15 protein-coding genes are annotated in these 15,584 nt (G+C 68.3%); 6 read left to right on the forward strand and 9 right to left on the reverse strand.

Features of this window, described 5'->3' with window-relative positions; genetic code table 11:
• Positions 1-143: 143 nt before the first annotated feature.
• The 4 genes from AORI_RS75695 to AORI_RS75710 all read right to left on the reverse strand — a co-directional run bounded on the left by AORI_RS75695 (position 144) and on the right by AORI_RS75710 (position 3,737).
• Positions 144-1,412, reverse strand: a complete 1,269-nt coding sequence (locus AORI_RS75695) for a YeeE/YedE family protein (RefSeq protein ID WP_016337216.1) — start codon at positions 1,410-1,412, stop codon at positions 144-146.
• A gap of 209 nt (positions 1,413-1,621) precedes the next feature.
• On the reverse strand, positions 1,622-2,203 hold the full coding sequence (locus AORI_RS75700) for an LppU/SCO3897 family protein (RefSeq protein WP_228688243.1): 582 nt from the start codon (positions 2,201-2,203) through the stop codon (positions 1,622-1,624).
• Between the two features lie 111 nt (positions 2,204-2,314).
• Positions 2,315-2,827, reverse strand: a complete 513-nt coding sequence (locus tag AORI_RS75705; protein WP_016337218.1) for an LppU/SCO3897 family protein — start codon at positions 2,825-2,827, stop codon at positions 2,315-2,317.
• A 73-nt stretch (positions 2,828-2,900) separates the two neighbouring features.
• Positions 2,901-3,737 carry a Bax inhibitor-1/YccA family protein gene (locus AORI_RS75710; RefSeq protein ID WP_016337219.1) on the reverse strand — a complete coding sequence of 279 codons (837 nt, stop codon included), beginning with the start codon at positions 3,735-3,737 and terminating at the stop codon, positions 2,901-2,903.
• A 315-nt stretch (positions 3,738-4,052) separates the two neighbouring features.
• Here AORI_RS75710 and AORI_RS75715 point away from each other — a divergent pair, with 315 nt between their 5' ends.
• From AORI_RS75715 to AORI_RS75730, 4 genes are all read left to right on the forward strand, one after another.
• The gene (locus AORI_RS75715) at positions 4,053-5,522 is read left to right on the forward strand and encodes a SpaA isopeptide-forming pilin-related protein (RefSeq protein WP_016337220.1); all 1,470 of its coding nucleotides are present in this window, start codon (positions 4,053-4,055) and stop codon (positions 5,520-5,522) included.
• A 12-nt stretch (positions 5,523-5,534) separates the two neighbouring features.
• Entirely contained in the window at positions 5,535-6,221 is a 687-nt protein-coding gene (locus AORI_RS75720; RefSeq protein ID WP_016337221.1) for a class F sortase, read from the forward strand.
• A gap of 97 nt (positions 6,222-6,318) precedes the next feature.
• Positions 6,319-8,310: an SDR family oxidoreductase gene (locus AORI_RS75725; protein ID WP_016337222.1), complete on the forward strand. Its 1,992-nt coding sequence runs from the start codon at positions 6,319-6,321 to the stop codon at positions 8,308-8,310.
• Between the two features lie 118 nt (positions 8,311-8,428).
• A complete protein-coding gene (locus AORI_RS75730; protein WP_016337223.1) occupies positions 8,429-9,550 on the forward strand; it encodes a coiled-coil domain-containing protein in 1,122 nt (373 codons plus the stop codon).
• An 82-nt stretch (positions 9,551-9,632) separates the two neighbouring features.
• Here AORI_RS75730 and AORI_RS75735 read toward each other — a convergent pair whose 3' ends face one another.
• A complete protein-coding gene (locus AORI_RS75735; RefSeq protein WP_016337224.1) occupies positions 9,633-10,958 on the reverse strand; it encodes an amidase in 1,326 nt (441 codons plus the stop codon).
• Positions 10,959-10,986: 28 nt separating this feature from the next.
• Positions 10,987-12,081: an alkene reductase gene (locus AORI_RS75740; protein WP_043848385.1), complete on the reverse strand. Its 1,095-nt coding sequence runs from the start codon at positions 12,079-12,081 to the stop codon at positions 10,987-10,989.
• Positions 12,082-12,148: 67 nt separating this feature from the next.
• Here AORI_RS75740 and AORI_RS75745 point away from each other — a divergent pair, with 67 nt between their 5' ends.
• On the forward strand, positions 12,149-12,562 hold the full coding sequence (locus AORI_RS75745; RefSeq protein ID WP_043849169.1) for a MerR family transcriptional regulator: 414 nt from the start codon (positions 12,149-12,151) through the stop codon (positions 12,560-12,562).
• Positions 12,563-12,568: 6 nt separating this feature from the next.
• Here AORI_RS75745 and AORI_RS75750 read toward each other — a convergent pair whose 3' ends face one another.
• Genes AORI_RS75750 through AORI_RS75760 form a run of 3 tightly spaced genes read right to left on the reverse strand, consistent with a single transcriptional unit; the run spans position 12,569 to position 14,015 of the window.
• On the reverse strand, positions 12,569-13,144 hold the full coding sequence (locus AORI_RS75750) for a TIGR03086 family metal-binding protein (RefSeq protein WP_016337227.1): 576 nt from the start codon (positions 13,142-13,144) through the stop codon (positions 12,569-12,571).
• Positions 13,141-13,635, reverse strand: coding sequence for an SRPBCC family protein (locus AORI_RS75755; protein WP_016337228.1), 495 nt, complete (start codon positions 13,633-13,635; stop codon positions 13,141-13,143). The genes AORI_RS75750 and AORI_RS75755 overlap by 4 nt, the downstream gene beginning before the upstream one ends.
• A 29-nt stretch (positions 13,636-13,664) precedes the next feature.
• On the reverse strand, positions 13,665-14,015 hold the full coding sequence (locus AORI_RS75760; protein WP_016337229.1) for an ArsR/SmtB family transcription factor: 351 nt from the start codon (positions 14,013-14,015) through the stop codon (positions 13,665-13,667).
• Positions 14,016-14,270: 255 nt separating this feature from the next.
• On the opposite strand from AORI_RS75760, the gene AORI_RS75765 reads away from it, so the two are divergent.
• Complete coding sequence (locus tag AORI_RS75765) at positions 14,271-15,512, forward strand: glycoside hydrolase family 3 N-terminal domain-containing protein (RefSeq protein ID WP_016337230.1); 1,242 nt, start codon at positions 14,271-14,273, stop codon at positions 15,510-15,512.
• The last annotated feature ends 72 nt before the right edge of the window (positions 15,513-15,584 follow it).

A 15,584-nucleotide genomic window follows, 5' to 3' on the forward strand; every position in this document is an offset into this window, starting at 1 on the left:
GCCTTCCCCAACCGAGTTTGTGCATAAGGGCGCAAGCTCAGGTATGTAGCCGAGGGTAGCCGAACACAGGTTTTACCTGCCAACTTTTTCCCCGTATACGGGCCGAAAGGGCAGGCCCGCATACGGGATGTGACGAAGAGTGATCAGCAGACGCTGTCGGTCGGAGCCGGATTGCCGAGCCCGAACAGTGGCCGCAGCTTGAGCCCGATCCAGGTGCCGCCGAGCGCGAACACGCCCCACAGCCAGCCGTGCAGGCTGCCGACCGAGATACCGCCGAGGTACGCGCCGATGTTGCAACCGCCCGCCATCCGCGCGCCGACGCCCATCAGGATCCCGCCGAGCACCGCGGCCACGGCGGTCCGCCACGGGATCGAGCTGTGGATCTTCCACGCGCCCGCCGCCGCGGCCGCGACCCCCGCGCCGATCATGATGCCGATGTCGGTGAGGCTGTTCTTGTCCGTCCAGATCGGCCCGGCCAGCGAAGCCGCGTTCGCCTTGATCCGCCAGAACTCCCAGGTCTCGGGGTGCAGGCCGAACACCTGAAGGATCTTGGCGCCCCACAGGCTGAACGCGCTCGTGACACCCCAAATCCCGCCGGAGACCAGGAAGACCGCGCCCGCCAGCACGCCGAGGACGACGGCGCCGACGAGGATCGGCCAGGAGCCGCGGTAGATCCTCGCGAATCCGCGCGCGGTCGGGACGACGTCGACCGGCGGCGGGTTGCGGCGCTTCTGCACGAAGCGGGTCCCCAGCACGATCGCGGCGAGGACGGCGACGGTGATCGCCCACGAACCGAACCAGCCGACGTGGTCGGCGAGCAGGACACCCTTGAACTCGGGCCAGCCCGACAGCAGCGGATACGCCCATGTGTAGAGGACCGACCCGGTGATGAACCCGCCGAGGGTGAGCACGATCGTCGACTGCCCGGAACCGACGGCGAACAACGTTCCCGACGCGCACGCACCGCCCAGCTGCATGCCGATCGCGAAGATCGTCGCGCCGACGAACAGCGCGAGCCCCAGCCCGCCGGCGGTCGGCTTCGGCGTGCTGCCGAACAGCCCGGAGCCGGTGCCCACGATCAGCGCGATCAATGTCGCGGCCGTGCCGAGCAGCAGCGTGTGCGCCCGCAGCCCCTGGCCGTTCCCGACCGCGATCAGCTGGCGCCAGGCCGAGGTGAACCCGAAGCGGGAGTGGAAGAGCGCGAGGCCGAGCAGCAGGCCGAGGATGAGCAGCACGCCGAACTTCGCGCCGTGCGCGGCCCAGACGTACCAGGTCAGCCCGACCGCGAGCGCGCCCGCGACCGCCAGTGGCACGACCTTGACCGGCTCCTCCGGTTGCGGGACCGGGGCGGCGCAAGAGGTCGGGAAGTCGAGGAGTTTCTTCTCACCGGCTTGGGTTTCCGTCGTCGCCACCAGGACTCCAGATCGATCGGTGGGTGGGGGACGAGCAACGTTAGGACCGGTGACCGCCCGATCGCAGCCCGTCCCACACTGTGCGACGAACGGCGGCTGGGACGCGGCCGGATGGCGGGTGGTAGCAAAGGTCCCTTGCTCCCCCGGCACGCGTGAAGGCCCCCTTCCCTCGACTGAGCCGAGAGAAGGGGGCCTTCACGCGCTTAGTGCTACTCCGCCGTCTTGATGCAGTACGTGGTCGGCGGCGTCGAGTACGTCGCCACTCGCTTGGCTTCGGTGCCCTCGCAGGTCCCCTCGTCCGAAACGTTGGCGATCTTCACCAGTTCCGCGTCCTTGGCCGGGTCGGTGCAGGACACCTTCTGGTAGCCGGCGGTCTGCGAGATGTAGCCCTTGAGGCAATCGCCCTGTTTGACGTTGGGCATGAGGCACAGCTTGTACGAGATCCGGCCGGACATCGAGACGCTGTCGTAGCCGCCTTCCGGGCAGGATTCGCCGCCGCCCACGCGGGCGGCGACCTTGACGTTCGCCTCCGGCGCGCCGCAGTCGATCTGCTTCGGGTCGTCAGCCGCCCGCGAGAACTCGGTCACGCTCAGGCAGTCGCCCGCCTGGGCGCTGCCCGTCCCGGTGAAGTGGTTGAAGAGGAACAGGCCACCGCCGATCACGACGACGAGCACGGGAATGGCGAATCTCAGCCAACGGAGCTTGGCCTTCTTGGGTGCAGACGGCTGACCGAAAACGTCGGGCTGCCCCACCGGCATTTGGCCCCCAGGGGCCGGCTGGGAAGTGGTCACCGAGAAACCTCACAGGTGTGAAGAGGAATGAGAACCTCGGTATCAAACACTTACGGTGACCAACGCCATAACCCGGGCCCCCGAAAGAGTGAAAGCCCCTGGTCGAAGTCGCTATTTGAGGCTCTTCACGCAGACCGTCGACGGCGGCATCGAGTAGCTCTTGAGATGGGTCGCTTCGGTGTCGTCGCAGGTCGCCACGCCGTCGACCACCTTCACGACCTCGGCATCCTTCGCGCGGTCCGAACAAGGGACCTTCTGATAGGCCACGCTGTCGGCGAGGAAGTTCTCGAGGCAGTCGCCCTGCTTCGCGTTGATCATCATGCAGAGCCGATACGAGGCGAACGTCTTGTCGACGATGAGCTGGTCGTACTCGCCCGCCGGGCACGCGCCGCCGGCGTCGGTCTTCGCCCCGGCCTTCGCGTTGGCCTCGACGGAGCCACAGTCCGCCTTGGCCGGGTCCTCGTCGACGTCGCCGAAGGTGGTGACCGCGTAGCAGTCGCCCACCCGGACGTCGTCCGTGTTGGAGAGATAACCGACGATCCACGAAGACGCGCTGAGCACCACGATCGCGACCGGCAGCAGGATGCCCAGCCAGAACCACTTGGAACGCCTGTGTTCGGTCATGCCAGCAGGGTATTCGCCACCACGGAAAAGGGCGCCCCGATCGCTCGGAGCGCCCTTTCGCGGAGAGTTCGCGTCAGTCGTTTTGGAAGTACGACAGCAGCCGCAGGATCTCGAGGTACAGCCAGACCAGCGTGGTCATGAGGCCGAAGGCGGCGAACCACGCCCACTTCGACGGCATGCCTTCGCGGATCATCCGGTCGGCCTGGTCGAAGTCGAGCAGGAAGCTGAACGCCGCGACACCGATCACCACGAGGCTGAAGATGATCGCGATCGGCCCGCCGTCACGCAGCGGGTTGAAGCCGAAGAAGCTGGTGATGAGGTTGACCAGCATCAGGATCGCGACACCGACGACGGCGCCGATGATCCACTTCGTCAGCTTCGGGGTGACCTTGACCGCGCCGGTCTTGTAGACGACCAGCATCGCGACGAAGACACCCGCGGTGCCGATGATCGCCTGCAGCGCGATACCGGGGTACAGCGCCTCGAAAAGACCGCTGATCGCACCGAGGAAGACACCCTCGGCAGCCGAGTACGCCAGCGTGAGCGGACCGCTCGGCTTCTGCTTGAAGATGATCACGAGCGAGATCACGAGGCCGACGATCATGCCGCCGACGAGGGCGCCGATCACGCCGCCGCTGATACCGGTGATCCGGCCCGCGGCGTCCACGGGCAGCTGGCTGATCGCCCAGATCGCGGTGAGCACACCGGTCACCAGCGCGGTGCCGAGGCTCAGCGCCGTCTTGATGACGACGTCGTCGACGGTCATCGGACGGTCGCCGGCGCCGGCGGAGGTCTGCGGAGGGCCGTAGCCGGGCACGCCGCCCTGGGGTTGGTTGAAGCCTACGTTGGGTCCGTACTGAGCCGCGCCACGCGGCAGGTTCCGGAACGCCGGGTTGCTACTGGATCGCACCTGATCCTCCTGGATCTACTGGCACCTGCATCGGGTTCAACGACCGCGTGGGCCGCCCGGTTCCCGTCGAAGTAAAGACGACTTTACTCACAATCGGCGCGACGCCCATCCCCCACACCGTATGCGGCGGAGATCACCGACCGTTCACCGATACCCCACCTGATGCCGTATTGCCAAAACCGCTGCTCACACGACACCCTCCACGTTGCGTGTTCGGATAATCACCGAAGGCGTGTCGGGGAACCTATCGATCGTGTGACCTGCGTCGACGTACAGGCGTCGAAGGCAGAGCACGGCCAAAGGAGTCAACACACCATGGGGTGGACCACACGCCCGAGCGTGCGTTCGCGCGCCTTGACCAGCCTGATCGCGACGTGCCTGCTAGGCGCCTTGTCCGCCACCGTCGCGGCGACACCGGCTTCGGCCGCCAAGGAGGAGGGCGTCGGCTACCAGGTCACGCCCGGCCAGACGGTCAGTGACAAGCCCAGAGAGCGCGACTGGCTGGGCTCCTACGTCGTCAACGGCAAGCACGTGTTCTGCGTCTCCTTCCAGCTGAAGGCGCCGGACACCAACGAGAAGTACCAGCCGGGCGACGAACTCCTCGACAAGTGGGGCGCGAAGCTCCCGGAGGACACCGCGGCCAACATCTCCTACCTGCTGCTGCGGTACGGCGGCACCAAGGACAACGCCGAGGCCGCCGCGCTCGCGCACCTGCTGCACTCGTGGACGTCGAAGCCGCGTTCCGCCGACGACCTGAAGCCGAGCCTCCCGCCGGAGAAGGTCGGCTACGACGTCCAGAGCCACCTCGACAAGCTGAAGGCGCAGCACGCCGACGCCGCGACGGCCGTCGAGAAGCTGACCAAGGACGCCGAAGCCAACCGCGGCCCGTGGACCACCGCGATCACCCCGCCGAAGGACGACCAGCACATCGGCACCGCGGGCGAGTGGACGATCAGCGTCAAGAACGCCAAGGGCAAGGGCGTCTCCGGCGTGCCCGTGCAGCTCACGCCGTCGAACGCGACCGTCGACAGCGGCGAGAGCACGAAGCCCGCGTCGACCTCGAACGCCAAGGCCGAGAAGGCCACCACGGTGAAGACCGGCGAAGACGGCACCGTGACGGTCAAGGTGACGCCGACCGGTGACCAGCCGAAGCTGGCCAGCTCGCTGTCCGCCCCTGCGGACCGGCCGTACGTCCAGTTCCCCGTCGAGACCGGCGTGCAGAAGGTCGTGTCGACCGGCGGCGAGAAGGAACTGAAGGCGCAAGGGGTCGCCGTCGTCGCGAAGCCGGGCAAGGTCCAGGTGACCAAGGTCGACGCGAAGACCGGCAAGGGCATCGCGGGCGCCGCGCTGCGGATCACCGCCAAGGACAAGTCCACCGCCGCCCTCGGCCACGACGGCAAGCCGCTCAACGGCGCCGACGGAAAACCCGCCGTCGTCACCACCGAAGGCGAGAACGGCACGGTCACCGTGGAGAACCTGCGGACCCCGCAGGAGATCTGCGTGGTCGAGGTCAGCGCGCCGCCGGGTTACACCAACGCGTTCGACCCGAAGAATCCGCCGTCCGCCTGCGGCGAGCTCAAGCCGGGTGAGACGCTGGCGCTCAAGGTCGCCAACACGCCCAACGAGGTACCGCGCACCATCCCCGCCGGTGACCGGCCGGTGGCGATGATGCAGGGCACCGTCGAGAACTCCGCGTCGACCGCCGGCATCCTCGGCGTCGGCGCGCTCGCGCTGCTCGGTTCGGTGATGGTGGGCGTGGCCGCGCGGCGGTCTTCGCGACGCTAAGAGGGTTCTGGAATGTCAGTACGACGCGGGTTCGCGCTGGGAGCGGTCACGGTCCTGTGCGCGGACCTCGTCGCGGCCCTGCTCATCTGGCCGCCGACGACCGTGGTGACGGGGACGGCTCAGCCCGTCTCCGTCTCCGTCGCGGGTGGCGCCCCCGCCGCGCCCGCACAGCAGGAGGTCCCGCCTCCGCCGGATATCGTCCCCACGACTCCGACGTCCGTTCCTCCGCCGCCGTCGAAGGAGCCAGAAGCCCCGAAGCCGCAGGGTCCGGGGACGATCCGGCTGCCCGCGGGCGGCGCGGCGAAACTCGTGCGCAAGGAACTCGGGCCGGGCGCGGAGTTGCCGGTTCCAGAGAACCTCGGCGAAGTGACGTGGTGGGGTGCCGAGCTGAGCTCGGCCACCGGGGCGAGCGTGTTCGCCGGGCACGTGAACTGGAAGGGCGCGACGGGCCCGTTCGCGGAACTGTGGACCGAGCGGATCGGCGGCGCCGTCACCGTGGTCGACAAGGCCGGGAAGTCCTGGCAGTACAAGGTCTCCCAGCTGATCACGCTGAAGAAGAACGAGCTGCCGCAGCGGGCGGACGAGTTGTTCGGCCAATCCGGTCCACATCGGATAGTCCTCGTCACCTGTGGCGGCCGCTGGGTCGGCGGGGAGACCGGCTACGCCGAGAACCGGGTCGTCATCGCCGACCCAGCCTAGTTACCCGTGAGTAACTTCACCGGCGCCGTGGTGGTCCTCGCCGTCCTCATGCAGCAGAATGCCGGGGGACGCGGCGACACGGTGAAGGGTGAGGCAGATGGCGACTTTTCTGGTGACCGGGGCGACCGGACTGATCGGGCGCCAGTTCACCCGGCTGCTGCTCACCAGGGACGACGTCGACAAGGTCGCGCTCGTCGTCCGCGCGTCGTCACGGGACAAACTCGCGAAACTCGTGAACGCCTGGCCGCATCCGGAACGCGTCACCCTCGTCACCGGTGACCTCGGCGAGCCGCTGCTCGGCGTCGGCGAAGAGGATCGAGAGAAGCTTCGCGGCGTCGACCACGTCGTGCACCTCGCCGCCCTTTACGACCTCACCGCCGACGACGAGGCCAGCATCAAGGCCAACGTCGAAGGCACCGCGCAGGTGATCGCGCTCGCCGCCGGCCTGAACGCCGGCTGCCTGCACCACGTGTCCTCGGTCGCCGTCGCCGGTGACCACGAGGGCATGTTCACCGAGGAGATGTTCGACGTCGGCCAGCGGCTCCTCACGCCGTACCACCGGACGAAGTTCGAGGCAGAGCGCCTCGTGCGCGAGCAGCAGGACGTCCCGTGGCGGGTGTACCGGCCCGCGGTCGTCGTCGGGAACTCCGAGACCGGCGAGATGGACAAGATCGACGGCCCGTACTACCTGTTCCCCGCGATCAGCAGGCTGGCCGGACTGCCCGACGTGCCGATCGTCGGCCCCGACCTCGGCGACACCAACGTCGTCCCGGTGGACTACGTCGCCGAGGCGCTGAACGCCCTGGTCACCACGAAGGGCCTCGACGGGCGCGCGTTCCACCTGGTCAACCCGGAGCCGCAGCCGGTCGTCTCGGTCTACAACGCCTTCGCGAAGGCCGCGGGCGCGCCGACCATCTCCGTGCAGCTGAACGAACGCGTGTCCAAGGGCATCGTCAACCTGGTGAAGCTGAGCGAGCACATCCCCGGCTTCACGATCGCGCGCGACGCCGTGATGGAGCGGCTCGGCATCCCGCCGGTGCTGCTGGAGACGATGGCCTTCCCGTCGGTGTTCTCGTCGGCGTCGACGCGCAAGGCACTCATCGGTTCGGGGGTCGAGGTGCCCCGGATCGAGGACTACGCGCCCACCCTGTGGCGCTACTGGCGTGAGCACCTCGACCCGTTCCGCGCCCGCAAGCACGGCCCTCGCGGTGAATTGGACGGCCGTCGCGTGATCATCACCGGCGCGTCCTCGGGTATCGGCCGCGCGACCGCGATCAAGGTCGCGGCCGCGGGCGGGGTGCCGCTGCTCGTCGCGCGGCGGCAGCACGAGCTCGAAGAGGTCCGGGACGAGATCATCGCCGCGGGCGGCACGGCGTCGGTGTACCCCGCCGACCTGACCGACGAGGAATCGGTGCACAAGGCCGTCGACGCGATGCTCGCCGAGCACGGCCGGATCGACATGCTCGTGAACAACGCCGGCCGCTCGATCCGGCGGTCGATCAAACTGTCGTACGACCGGTTCCACGATTACGAACGCGCGATGGCGATCAACTACTTCGGCGCGGTGCGGCTGATCCTCGCGGTGCTGCCGCATATGTCCGAGCGGAAATTCGGGCATATCGTCAACGTCTCGTCGATCGGCGTGCAGGGAATCGCGCCGCGCTTTTCGGCGTACGCGGCGTCGAAGGCCGCTTTGGACTATTTCTCCCGGATCGCCGCGACCGAGACCCACGGCGACGGAATCACCTTCACGACCATCCACATGCCACTCGTGCGCACGCCGATGATCCGGCCGACGAAGATCTACGACGCGTTTCCGACCAAATCCCCGGATCAGGCCGCGGACATGGTGATGAAGGCGTTGCGGGAACGTCCGAAGCACATCGGCACGCCCGCCGGGCAGGCGATCGGACTCGCGTACACACTCACGCCGGGGCTCACGGATGCCGTGGCCTACCAAGGATTCCGCGTGTTCCCGGACTCCGCGGCCGCGGGTGGCGAAGGCGGGCTCAAGATCGGGAAGGGCGAGCAGCATCTGTCCCGCGCGGCGATGGCGCTCGCCCGGCTCAGCCGCGGCTTCCATTGGTGACACTGCGCACACGGGTGGCGGCCGTTCAGGTGAGGGATCGCAGCTGAGAGACGACACACGTCGGTGAATCACCAAGCCTGACAACGGCGACCCCGCGTACGCAGGTACCGTCGTGGCCATGGTTCCCGAGCGAGACAACGGCCTGTTGCCCCTGCGGCGCGAGTACACCCAGGCCTGGCACGGCTTCGACCGGAACGAAGTGCGCCAGTATCTGGATCATCTCGAAGCCCAGCTGCATCGCGTGATCACCGACCGCGACGCCGCGATCGCGCAGGCGACCTCGGCCACACGCGAACTCGAAACCGTTCGCCACGAGGTGGCGAAGCTGAACGCCAGGATCGAGGAGCTGAAGAAGCCGCCGGAGCGGCTCGAAGACCTCGACGAGCGGATGCAGCGCACCGTCACGCTCGCGCAGGCGCGCGCGGAAGAGATCACGAAGCGTGCCGAAGTCGCCGCCGAGAAGCACTGGGCTTCTTCGAGTGAAGCCTCGAAGAAGCTCCGCGAGCGCTACACGCGGCTCGTCGCCGAACTGGACAAGCAGGCGGACGCGCTGCACTCCGAGCATGAGTCCGCCCTTGCCGAGACGCGCGCCGAGGTCCAGCGGCTGACCGTCGAGGCCGCCCAGCGCCGGGAACTGCTGGACAACGAGGCCGAGCGCAAGCGCCGGAAGATCGAGCGCGAGTTCGAGCAGACGATCTCGGCGCAGAAGGCGGCGCACGAGAAGCACATCGCCGACCAGCAGACGGCCAGCAAGAACCAGGCCGAACGCCGGATCGCGGAGGCCACCGCGGAGGCCAAGCGCCGCATCGACGAGGCGACGGCCGAGGCCAAGCGCCGGCTCGACGAAGCCACGACGACCGCCGCCCAGCGCACGACGGCCGCCCAGCGGAAGGTCGAGCGGCTGGCGGAGATCCGCGAGCAGGCCCGCAAAAGCCTCATGCAGGCCGACGAGGTCCTGAAGGGCAGCGAGGCGATGCTCGCGGCGTTGCCCGAGGAGTCGGTGATCCCGCACGCCTCGAAGCTCGTCGGCGGCGACAGCAAGGCCGAGGAGACGAAGCCGGCGGGCAAGCCGGCCGAGCCGCCCGCGTCGAAGGCCGCCGCTCCGGCCGCCGCCAAGCCCTCGCCCGCCAAGCCCGCTTCTTCGGCGCCTGCCGCCGCTGCGCCGAAGAACGGACAGACCGAGCAGAACGGCCCGAAGGCGAACGGGCAGAAGCCGTCACCGGCCAAAACCGGCTCCTGACCAGCGCGAAGTAGCAAGGGACCTTTGCTACCACTCTTGTGGAGAGTGGTAGCAAAGGTCCCTTGCTCTCTTTCGGGCTTGGTCAGGACGCGGTGGTGCGTGGCCAGGGATTGGCCGTTTCGAGCTGGGCGGCGAGGCCCAGCAGGAGCGCTTCCCCACCGGGCGCGGCGACGAGCTGGACGCAGGCCGGGATGCCCGAAGGGTGCACGCCGACCGGCACCGACATCGCCGGATAGCCCGCGAGATTCCACAGCCCGGCGAACCCCGCCACCCGCACCGACGGCAGTACGTTGGCGATCCACCGGCTGTCATGCCACGTGCGCGCCTTGAGTGGGAGGGTCGCGATCATGGGCGTGACCAGGACATCGTGGTCGGCGAAGAACTCTTCGGCGCGCTCCAGCCAGCGCTCCCGGGTGGTCTCCCGGACACGCTTGGCCATCAGCCGCCCCAGCCGGACATGGGTACGGGTGCGGGGCTGAAGTGCGGCGAGATCGAACTCGACCGCTTGCTCGGCCGGACCCGCGACCCAGCGCGCAAGGAGGCCACCGATCGCTCCGGCGTTGTACCGCGGCGTTCCGGGCGCGACGGTGTGCCCAGCCGCGCGGAACAGCTCACCGGCCCGGGTGACGGCCCGGCTGAACGCGCGCGGGAGCGGCGCCCTCGTCAACGGGACCTGGGTCGACAGGGCGATGCGGGATCGCTTCGGGTCGGTGAGCTCCGCCAAGCCGGGCTGTTCGGCGAGGACCGACATCAGCACTGCGGCATCCGCCACCGTGGTCGTCATCGGACCGTGCGTGGACAGGCCGAACCAGCCGTCCTCCCCCGGTACGCGGACCACTCCTTTGCCCGGTTTGAGACCGACGATCCCGCACATCGCGGACGGCAGCCGGATCGAGCCCAGCCCGTCGGTGCCGTGCGCGATGGGCACGAGTCCGGCCGCGACGGCCGCGGCACTCCCGCCCGACGAACCGCCGGCGGCGTACGACGGGTTGCGCGGATTGCGCGCCGTCCCGTCCGGATCGTCGCTCGACGGCCAGATGCACAGCTCCGGCACCCGGGTCAGACCGACGATCACCGCACCGGCGGCGCGCAGCCGACGCGCGATCTCACCGTCCTCTGTGGACGGCGTCGACGAACCCGCTCGTGACCCCCACGAGGCGTATTCGCCCTCGATCGGCGCGACGTCCTTGACCGCGACCGGCACCCCGGCCAAGGGCAGATCGGCCAGGTCCGTGCGTTCGGCGACGGCGGCGGCCTCAGCGAGCGCCTCCTCGACCCTCACCCGGCGAAACGCGCCGACCACCCCGTCCGCCGCCTCGATCCGGGCCAACGCCTCGCGCGTCACCTCGACCGGGTCGAGCTCCTTGGCGCGCACAGCCGCCGCGATTTCCACTGCCGTCTTGACCATCCCCGCACTGTAGAACGGGCGGCCAAGATCAGCTGCGCGCCGAACAGGCGAACTTCGCCGAGTCCGGTTCGAACGCCGGGAAATCGGTGTAGCCGTCGAGCCGCGCGCCGTAGTAGACGTCGTGATCCGCCTCGGCGAGCGGGGCGTGGAGCGCGAATCGGGCGGGCAGATCCGGATTCGCGATGAACAGCCTGCCGAAGGCGACCACGTCGGCCAGGCCGGATCCGATCAAGGACTCACCCTCGGCGCGGCTGGTCGGCTTCTCGGACCGCAGATTCGCGACGAGCGTTCCCGGCCACAAAGGCCGCAGATGCGACAGCACCTCGACGTCAGGGGTATCGATGACGTGCAGGTATGCGAGCTCGTGACGGCGGAGTTCCGCGAGCAGTCGTGAGTACACCTCCTTCCAATCGTCTTCCACGATGTCGTTCTCCGGGTTGCCCGGCGAAATACGCAGAGCGACCTTGGCCGCACCGATCTGCTCGGTCACGGCCGCCACCACCTCGAGCGGGAAGGTGAGCCGGGCGGCGACCGAGCCGCCGTAACGGTCTTCCCGGCGGTTGGTGTTGCCGGCGAGGAACTCCTGGATGAGATAGCCGTTGGCTCCATGGAGTTCCACACCGTCGAATCCCGCCTCGACGGCCCGGCGTGCCGCCTCGGCGAAGTCCTGGACGACCTCGCCGATTTCTTCCTCACCGAGCGCCCGGGGTTCGACGGTGTCCGTCCAGCCGTCGGCCGAAAAGATCCGCCCGGCCTGCCGGACCGCCGACGGCGCCACCGGTGTCCGGCCCGTCACGCCGGGGTGGCTGACCCGTCCCGCGTGCCAGAGCTGGGCGTAGATCCGACCGCCTTCCTCGTGCACGGCCGCCGTCACCTCACGCCATGCCTCGGTCTGCCGCTCGTTCACCAGTCCTGGGATTCCCGGACCGCTCTTGCCGGTCTTGTTCACCCAGATGCCTTCACTCACGATCAACCCGGCACTGGCACGTTGCGAGTAGTACTCGGCCGTCCGCGGATGTGGCACGCCGGTGAGATCGTCGGCGCGGCCCCTGGTCATCGGAGCCATCGCCATGCGGTTCGGCAGCTGGATCGCGGTACCGCGGAACGCTTCTAGCAATCTCATGAACGCGAAGCTAAACCCTGACACCGGCGTCACGGTCAACCTCGGTTTCCGCGGCTACTGTGGACCCATGCGGATCGGCGAACTGGCGAAGCGGACCGGCGTGAGCGTCCGCTCGTTGCGGTACTACGAAACGGAAGGCCTGCTCCGACCCGACCGATGCGGCAACGGCTACCGGACCTTCGCCGAAGACGACATCGCCAGGGTGCTGCAGATCCAGCTCTTCTATTCAGCCGGGTTGTGCAGCGGCAAGATCGCGGAACTCCTTCCCTGTGTTTCCGGGGACCACACGCATTTGGTGCCCTCGCCGGAGATGACCGGCGAACTGGAGATCGCCAAGACCCGTATCCAGAACCAGATTTCCTTGCTCACCACCTCTCTGTCGGTTCTGGAACGTGTCCTGGCCGCGGCCAAGGGGACCGATACCGCCGAGGTACCTGTTCCCGCCCGGCCCGTCCGGCGGCATCGCGGGATCCACGTCTGACTCGTATCAGGCGTTCGGGTCCCGGCCCATCAGTCCGAGCAGCCTGTCCTGCAAGGGTGCGTCTTCGGGAACCTTGACTTCAGGTCCGAAGACGACGATGCCGGGCCCGAAGGCTCCCGGGATCCTCATCTGTTCGGGGATCGCCTGCGCCGCCGGCCACATCCGCGCGACCTCCTCCGGATCGATCGTGTCGTCCTGTCCGGTGGCCCTGGCCAGATCCCAGCCGTGGATCACCATGTCGGCACTGACGACTTGATCGATGTGCTGTTCGGCGGTCATCTTCCCCGTCGGTGTCTCGTGCTCCGTGGCCGCGAGCACGGGATCGTCGAGGACGGCTTCGACATCGGCGCGAGCCGCCCGGAAGGCACCCAGCGGATCGTCCAGGAGTGATGGCGCAGGCCCGAGGTCACGTCCGAAGGGCCTCAGCATCGCGCCGTGCATGTCGACGATGTGCCCGACGACATCTCTGGCGTTCCACTCCTCGCAAGGGGACTTGCTCTCCCATTGCCCGGCTTCGACGGCGGCGGCCTTGCTCTCGAAGGCGTCGGCCCTGACGCGATAGCGGTCGGCGATGGCGTTCATCGTGTTCCCGCCCTCAACGGAGCGGCCACGACCTCGGCCAGCTTGTCGAAGCCTTCGCCGACGCCCCGCTCCATCCCGGATTCGAGAACGGCGTCCCGGATCCGCTTCGAGCCGTACCGCACCACCTGGGTCAGCGTGGTGACCCCGTCCTGTTCGACCAACGTCAGAGTCGCCAATGCCTGCCCCTCCGACGCCTCACAGTCCTCGTTCGTCTCGAGCGAGACGAGCCGCCCCGGAGGGTCGATCTCCTGGTAGACGCCTTGGAGCAGCATCTCCATCCCGCCGCCGTGGCGCAGCCGATAGCGCCATCCGCCACCGACCCGCAGGTCGATCTCGCATTCGACGACCTCGCAGTCGCGCGGACCGAACCACCGGCGTACCAGCTCGGGTTTCGTCCACGCGTCGAACACCAATGCCCTCGGTGCGTCGAAGGACCTCGTCATGACGATCTCGAGATCGCCGGATTTCGTCACGCTGAGAGTTCTTCCCATCGTGCTGTTCCTTTCCGCTCGTGCGGTGGTCATTCGGTCTTGTCGTGGCGTTCCGGGTGCTGGATCTCCCCTTCCAGAACGAGATCCAGCTCCGTGAAGGCCTCGTCCCAGTAGCGGCGGTAGCCGCCGAGCCAGTCGTTCGCCTTCTTCAGCGGCTGGGCCGCCAGACGGCAGGGGCGGCGCTGAGCGTCTCGCCCCCTCGTCACCAGCCCCGCCCGCTCCAGCACCTTCAGATGCTTCGAGATGGCGGGCTGGCTCATCTCGAACGGCTCGGCCAGCTCCGTCACCGTGGCATCACCACGCGCGAGCCGGGCGAGGATCGCGCGGCGGGTGGGGTCGGCGAGCGCCGCGAAGGTGACATCGAGCAGATCCTGTGCCACGGTCGCCCGCCTTTCGTTTCTCTGTTCTCACAAGTTCGACTTCTCACGATCGGGCCGCTGGATAACCTTGCGGTTCCATAACCATGTGGTAATCTACGGCGGAGCAGATCCGGCTGTCAAGTCCGAACATCGGGCTGACGAGGGAGAACGCAGAAGAGGAAGGAGGTGGAGCCGAAGCTCCAGCAGGCGCGCGAACGCACCAAAAGGCACGCGAGCGCGTACGAAAGGGCAACTGGGGTTACCGTCGATACCGGCATGGACGACGAACGAAACGAGCCGATGAACTCCGGGCGACCGAAGACGACGAAGCGATGGGCGACCGTCATCCTGGGAGCCGCGACCGTTCTGCTCACCAGCGTGCAGTGCGGTACGGCGAACGACGAGGCCGGATCCGCGCAGCCGGCGGGGACGGTACCTCCGCCGCGTAGCAGTGCCGCTTCGGCCCCGGCCAGCTCCACCAGGCCCGAGTCCTCGCCGTCACCGAGGGCGGAGCAGGCGCCTGTGCCAGCCTGCGAAGCCGTCATCGCCGGGATGAGCCCCCGGCAGCGGCTGGCGCAACTGGTGGTGGTCGGCGTGAACGCGGGCGACCCGCAGGCGGCGGTGAAGCTGGTACGCGATCAGCAGGTCGGCGGGATCTTCCTCGGCGGCAACGAGACGGCCCTCCTGCGAAACCGCGCATTGGACGAGGTCCAGCGTGCCGCGAAGGTCCCGGTATCGGTGGCGATCGACGAGGAAGGCGGCCGCGTCCAGCGGATCGACACCCTCGACGGCGACATGCCGAGTGCGCGGAAGATGGCCTCGACCATGACACCGGCACAGGTGCGAGCGAAGGCCGCCGAGCGAGGGCGGCAGATGCTGGCCCGCGGCGTCACCGTCGACTACGCGCCCGACGCCGACATCACCGACCAGCCGGACCGCGACATCGTCGGCGACCGGTCGTTCGGAGCGAATCCCGATGTCGCCCGCAAGTACATCCTGGCGTTCGCGCAGGGCCTGCGCGACGCCGGAGTTCAGCCGGTGCTGAAGCACTTCCCCGGGCACGGGCACGCCAGCGGGGATTCCCACAAGGGACTGGTGCGGACACCGCCGCTGGCCTCGTTGCGGAAGGTCGACCTGGTTCCGTACCGCGACATCGCCGAGTACGGCGAGATCGGCGTCATGGTCGGACATCTGGACGTGCCCGACCTGACCGGCGGCACACCGTCGACCCTGTCGGCGGCGGCGTACCGGCTGTTGCGGAAGGACTTCGCGTTCGACGGTCCCGTGATCACGGACGATCTCGGGGCGATGAAGGCGATCACGTCGCAGTACCCGCTGCAAACGGCTGTGCTCAAGGCATTGCAGGCCGGGGCGGATCAGGCGTTGTGGTCCTCCGGCGGCAATGTGGGCACGGTGCTGGCCACGTTGGAGCAGGCGCTGGCGTCCGGCGAACTCCCGGCCGGCCGGGTCGACGAAGCCTTGCACCGCGTGCTCACGGCGAAACGCGCCTGCGGCTGACCAGCGACGGCCCAGGCCGGGCGCCCGGAAGGGCGGCGGGAAAGCCGTCCGAAAACTCAATGAACACAATGC

The sequence above is a fragment of the Amycolatopsis keratiniphila genome (assembly GCF_000400635.2).
Lineage (GTDB): Bacteria > Actinomycetota > Actinomycetes > Mycobacteriales > Pseudonocardiaceae > Amycolatopsis > Amycolatopsis keratiniphila.

Excerpts from the sequence above, each read along its gene's own strand:
- AORI_RS75705 (WP_016337218.1), bottom strand. The coding sequence starts at position 2,827 with ATGACCGAACACAGGCGTTCCAAGTGGTTCTGGCTGGGCATCCTGCTG.
- AORI_RS75715 (WP_016337220.1), top strand. The coding sequence starts at position 4,053 with ATGGGGTGGACCACACGCCCGAGCGTGCGTTCGCGCGCCTTGACCAGC.
- AORI_RS75720 (WP_016337221.1), top strand. The coding sequence starts at position 5,535 with ATGTCAGTACGACGCGGGTTCGCGCTGGGAGCGGTCACGGTCCTGTGC.
- AORI_RS75725 (WP_016337222.1), top strand. The coding sequence starts at position 6,319 with ATGGCGACTTTTCTGGTGACCGGGGCGACCGGACTGATCGGGCGCCAG.
- AORI_RS75730 (WP_016337223.1), top strand. The coding sequence starts at position 8,429 with ATGGTTCCCGAGCGAGACAACGGCCTGTTGCCCCTGCGGCGCGAGTAC.
- AORI_RS75735 (WP_016337224.1), bottom strand. The coding sequence starts at position 10,958 with ATGGTCAAGACGGCAGTGGAAATCGCGGCGGCTGTGCGCGCCAAGGAG.
- AORI_RS75740 (WP_043848385.1), bottom strand. The coding sequence starts at position 12,081 with ATGAGATTGCTAGAAGCGTTCCGCGGTACCGCGATCCAGCTGCCGAAC.
- AORI_RS75745 (WP_043849169.1), top strand. The coding sequence starts at position 12,149 with ATGCGGATCGGCGAACTGGCGAAGCGGACCGGCGTGAGCGTCCGCTCG.
- AORI_RS75750 (WP_016337227.1), bottom strand. The coding sequence starts at position 13,144 with ATGAACGCCATCGCCGACCGCTATCGCGTCAGGGCCGACGCCTTCGAG.
- AORI_RS75755 (WP_016337228.1), bottom strand. The coding sequence starts at position 13,635 with ATGGGAAGAACTCTCAGCGTGACGAAATCCGGCGATCTCGAGATCGTC.
- AORI_RS75765 (WP_016337230.1), top strand. The coding sequence starts at position 14,271 with ATGGACGACGAACGAAACGAGCCGATGAACTCCGGGCGACCGAAGACG.